Genomic DNA, 5,180 nt, shown 5'->3' with positions numbered 1-5,180 from the left:
GGCAGCGGCGGCGTTGGGTATGCCGGCTCGATGAGCTCTGCCTCCACCGGCGGTTCGTGACGCTTTTTCTGGCTTCGCTTGCTGCCGAAGGGTTTTCGCAGCAGAGCCAGCAGCACGACGGTGACGACGAGGCTGGAGATCGCCAGCGCCTGCGTCCAGTGCGGATACCCCTGGTTGCGCAGCGTGCGGATCGTCGCGGCGATCAGCGCCCAGGCCAGCGACACCGGGATCAGGATCTTCCAGCCCAGCGCCATGAACTGGTCGTAGCGCAGCCGCGGCAGTGTGCCACGCAGCCAGATGTAGACGAAGAGGAACAGCCACACCTTGGCGGTGAACCACAGCACCGGCCACCAGCCACTGTCGGCGCCGGCCCACATGTTCACCGGCCACGGCGCATGCCAGCCGCCGAGGAACAGCGTGGCGGCCAGCGCCGACACCGTGGTCATGTTGATGTACTCGGCCAGGTAGAACATCGCGAAGCTCAGCGAGGAGTACTCGGTGTGGAAACCGGCGACCAGTTCGCCCTCGGCCTCGGGCAGGTCGAACGGCGCCCGGTTGGTCTCACCGACCATGGACACCAGGTACACCGCGAACGACGGCAGCAGCAGGAAGACGTACCAGATCCGGTCTTGGGCCGCCACGATCTGCGACGTCGACATCGTCCCGGCGAACAGGAACACGGTGGCGAACGACAACCCCATCGCGACCTCATAGGAGATCACCTGCGCGGTGGAGCGTACCCCGCCGAGCAGGGGATAGGTCGAGCCCGACGCCCAGCCCGCGAGAACGATGCCGTACACCCCGATCGATGAGAGCGCCAGGATGAACAGCACCGCGACCGGCAGATCGGTCACCTGCAATGCGGTCCAGTGGCCGAAGATCGAGACCTGCGGCCCGAACGGGATGAACGCGAACGCCGTGATTGCGGGAATCGTCGAGATCACCGGTGCCATCAGGAAAATCGGCTTTTCGACGCCGAAGGGGGTGATGGGCTCCTTTAGCGCGAGCTTGATGCCGTCGGCCAGGCTCTGCAGATACCCCCGCGGGCCCACCCGGTTGGGGCCCCAGCGCATCTGCATCCGGCCCAGGATCTTGCGTTCGGCCAGGATTGCCACCAGCACAGTTAGCACCAGAAAGACGAACACCGCGAGGGCCTTGCCCGCTATCAACCACCAGGTGTCATGCCCGAAGCCGGTCACGAGCCCACCCCAATCATGAGCGCCGCTCCTCGTCGCCGGCGCGGATCTTCACCAAGGCGCCAGCCGTCACGCCCAACGTCCGGTGCACCGCCGAACCGGGTGAGTTCAGCGGCAGCCACACGACGTGGTCGGGCATCTCGGTGATGGTCAACGGCAACGTGATCGCACCGCGGTCAGTGCTGACGGTCACCTGGTCACCCTCATCGGCGCCGATCGCGTCCGCCGTCCCGGCGGACAGCCGCACCACCGGCTTGCGCGCGGTGCCGGCCAGGTGCGGCTCGCCGTCCTGCAGCCGTCCATCGTCGAGCAGCATCCGCCACCCGGCCAATACGGCTTCGTCGGCACCGGGTTTCGGTTCCCCGGCAGCGGCGACGGTCGGCGCGGCGGCGAGCTTGCCGTCCCAGACGCCCAGCCCGACCAGCTCGGCGCGCGCAGCCTCCACTGTGGGCAGCCCCAGGTCGATGCCCAATTCGTCGGCCAGGGTGTCGAGCACCCGCAGGTCCGGTGTGGCGGCGGGGGGCAGCGCAGCCGAGTAGCTGCGGTGTCGGCCTTCCCAGTTGACGTAGGTCCCCGACTTCTCCGCCGCCGGCGCGATCGGGAACACCACGTCGGCGCGTTCGGTCACTGCGCTGTGCCGCAGCTCCAGGCTTACGACGAAGCCCGCGGCGTCCAAGGCGGCCAACACCGCATCGGGATCGGCGAAGTCGTCGGGTTCGACGCCACCGACCAGCAGGGCGCCCAGGGTGCCGTCGGTGGCCGCGGCCAGAATCCCGTCGGCGTCACGGCCTTCGGCAGAAGGCAACTCGGCGACATGCCAACCCTGCGACACCTGCGAGCGGGCGGTCTCGTCGGCTAGCGGGCGCCCGCCGGGCAGCAGCCCCGGCAGCGCGCCGACGTCCAGCGCTCCGCGTTCTCCGGCGCGGCGAGGCACCCACGCCAGTCGCGCACCGGTGGTGTCGGAGAGCCGGGCCGCCGCGGACGGTCCGCCGGGCACCCCGGCCAGCCGTTCGCCGACGACGATGACGGCACCCGGCTTAGACAGCAGATCGCCGAGCTCGCCGGTGGCCAGGCGGTCCAGCGCCGCGGCCTCCGCGCCGGGCACGGTCTGAATCAGCTTGCCGGACAACTTCTTCAGCCCGTTGCTGGCGAACGGGGCGATGGCGTGCACCCGCAGTCCGCGTTTGCGGGCGGCTTTGCGCAGCCGCAGGTACAGGATCGGCGACTCTTCCTCGGGCTCGAAGCCGACGAGCAGCACCACCGGCGCCGATTCCAGATCGGAGTAGCTGATCGCGACAGGTCTGCCGGCGACCCGGGCGGCCAGGAATCGCGCCTCCTCGCTGGAGTGTGGACGGGCGCGGAAGTCGATGTCGTTGGTGTTCAACACGATTCGGGCGAACTTCGAGTAAGCGTAGGCATCCTCGAGGGTCAGCCGGCCGCCGAGCAGCACACCCGCACCGCCGGCCGCAGAGGTCAGACCCTCGACCGCGGCGGCCACCGCGTGCGGCCACGAAGCGGGCACCAGCGCGCCGCTGGGATCACCGCCGTCGCGCACCAGGGGAGTGGTGATCCGGTCAGTCTGGGTGGCGTAGGTGAACGCCCACCGCCCTTTGTCGCAGTTCCACTCCTCGTTGACCTCGGGCTCATCGCCGGCGAGCCGGCGCAGCACCTTGCCGCGACGGTGGTCGGTGCGCTGCGCGCATCCCGACGCGCAGTGCTCACACACACTCGGGCTGGAGACCAGATCGAACGGGCGGGCCCGGAACCGGTAGGCGCTGCCAGTCAGTGCCCCGACCGGGCAGATCTGCACGGCGTTGCCGGAGAAGTACGACTCGAACGGCTCATTGGCGTAGATGCCGACCTGCTGCAGCGCGCCGCGCTCGAGCATCTCGATGAACGGGTCGCCGGCGATCTGGTCGGAGAACCGGGTGCACCGCGCGCACAGGATGCACCGCTCGCGATCCAGCAGCACCTGCGAGGAGATGTTGATCGGTTTGGTGAACGTGCGTTTGATGTCGTGGAACCGGGAATCGGGGCGGCCGTTGGACATCGCCTGGTTCTGCAGCGGGCACTCACCGCCCTTATCGCACATCGGGCAGTCCAGCGGGTGGTTGATCAGCAGCAGCTCCATCACGCCGTGCTGGGCCTTGTCGGCGGCTTCGGAGCTGAACTGGGTGCGCACCACCATGTTGTCGGTCACCGGGATAGTGCACGACGCCATCGGTTTGCGCTGGCCCTCGATCTCAACCAGGCATTGCCGGCAGGCGCCGACCGGATCCAGCAGCGGGTGGTCGCAGAACCTGGGGATCTGCACACCGATCAACTCGGCCGCGCGGATCACCAAAGTGCCTTTGGGAACGCTGACCTCCGTGCCGTCGATGGTCAACGTCACCAGCTCCGGCTGGGAAACTTTCTCCCCGGTGTCAGCGGTTTGGGTCACGCGTGGTCTCCGTTCGCCGCGAGCATGGATAGCTTGGGGTCGAACGGACAGCCGCCGCCCTCGACGTGCGCGATGTACTCGTCGCGGAAGAATCTGATCGAGGACTCGACCGGGCTGGCGGCGCCATCGCCCAACGCGCAGAACGACTTACCGAGAATGGCGTCGGAGATGTCCAGCAGCTTGTCCAGATCCTCGGGGGTGCCGTGACCGGTCTCCAGCCGCTCATAGATCTGGCTGAGCCAGAACGTACCCTCCCGGCACGGCGTGCACTTGCCGCAGGATTCGTGCTTATAGAAATCGATCCACCGCCCCACGGCGCGCACCGCACACGTCGTTTCGTCGAAAATCTCCAACGCCTTGGTGCCCAGCATCGAACCGGCCGCTCCGACGCCTTCGTAGTCCAGGGGCACGTCGAGGTGCTCATCGGTGAGAAGCGGAGTAGACGACCCACCGGGCGTCCAGAACTTCAGCCGGTGTCCGGCCCGCACGCCACCGGCGTAGTCGAGCAATTCCCGCAACGTGATGCCCAGCGGCGCCTCGTATTGGCCCGGCCGCGTCACGTGGCCGGACAGCGAATACAGCGTGAAGCCGGGCGATTTCTCGGTGCCCATCGACCGGAACCAGTCGACACCGTTGAGGATGATCGGCGGAACGCTGGCGATGGTCTCGACATTGTTGATTACCGTTGGGCAGCCGTAGAGTCCGGCGACCGCAGGGAAGGGCGGGCGCAGCCGCGGCTGGCCGCGGCGGCCCTCCAGCGAGTCGAGCAACGCCGTCTCCTCGCCGCAGATATAGGCGCCGGCGCCGGCGTGCACCACCAGCTCCAGGTCGTAGCCGGAGCCGGCGATGTTGCGGCCCAGGAAGCCCGCGGCGTAGGCCTCGGCGACCGCGTTGTGCAGGCGCCGCAGCACCGGCAACACCTCGCCGCGTACGTAGATGAAAGCGTGGCTGGCCCGGATCGCGTAGGACGCGATAATTACACCTTCGACCAGGAAGTGCGGGGTGGTCAGCATCAACGGAATGTCTTTGCAGGTACCGGGTTCCGACTCGTCGGCGTTGACCACCAGGTAGTGCGGCTTGGCAGCCGCACCGCTGTCGCCCTGCGGGATAAACGACCACTTCGTCCCTGTCCCGAAACCCGCCCCGCCTCGGCCGCGCAGCCCGGAATCCTTGACGGCGGTGATCACGTCGTCCGGCCGCATCTTCAAGGCTTTTTGCAAGGCCTGATAGCCGTCGTTGCGGCGATAGGTATCGAGAGTCCAACACTCGGGGTCGTCCCAGAAGCGGCTCAGCACGGGAGCCAACGGCGTTTGTGACCCCATTACTGACCTTCCCCTGAACTCTCGGGTGGCGGCGCGGTCATGTTGCGTTCCTTGGCAACGCGTAGCCCGGCCAAGGTGGCTTCGCCGACGCTGCCCTGGCCTTCGTCGGGACGCGGGTCGGGGAAACCGGCCAGGATCCGCTCGGTTTCGCGGAATTTGCACAACGGAGCGCCGCGAGTCGGCGCCGGGGGTTGCCCGGCCCGCAGCCCGTCGACCAGCTCG

3 protein-coding genes and 1 pseudogene are annotated in these 5,180 nt (G+C 67.9%); all 4 read right to left on the bottom strand.

Features of this window, described 5'->3' with window-relative positions:
• Positions 1 to 1,199 (bottom strand): NADH-quinone oxidoreductase subunit NuoH (gene nuoH, locus VEI45_RS08380; protein WP_324852063.1); only part of this gene is annotated, 1,199 nt, incomplete at its 3' end.
• Between the two features lie 13 nt (positions 1,200 to 1,212).
• Complete coding sequence (locus VEI45_RS08375; RefSeq protein WP_324852061.1) at positions 1,213 to 3,636, bottom strand: NADH-quinone oxidoreductase subunit G; 2,424 nt, start codon at positions 3,634 to 3,636, stop codon at positions 1,213 to 1,215.
• On the bottom strand, positions 3,633 to 4,958 hold the full coding sequence (gene nuoF, locus VEI45_RS08370; protein ID WP_324852060.1) for an NADH-quinone oxidoreductase subunit NuoF: 1,326 nt from the start codon (positions 4,956 to 4,958) through the stop codon (positions 3,633 to 3,635). Before nuoF ends, VEI45_RS08375 begins: the two co-directional genes overlap by 4 nt.
• Positions 4,958 to 5,180: pseudogene (locus VEI45_RS08365) on the bottom strand (NADH-quinone oxidoreductase subunit E); the annotation flags it as partial. The pseudogene VEI45_RS08365 and the gene nuoF, both read right to left, overlap by 1 nt.

This window comes from Mycobacterium sp., assembly GCF_035623875.1.
Lineage (GTDB): Bacteria > Actinomycetota > Actinomycetes > Mycobacteriales > Mycobacteriaceae > Mycobacterium.
The sequence above is the reverse complement of the archived record's forward strand: the minus strand, read 5'-3'. Positions and strand labels throughout refer to the sequence as shown.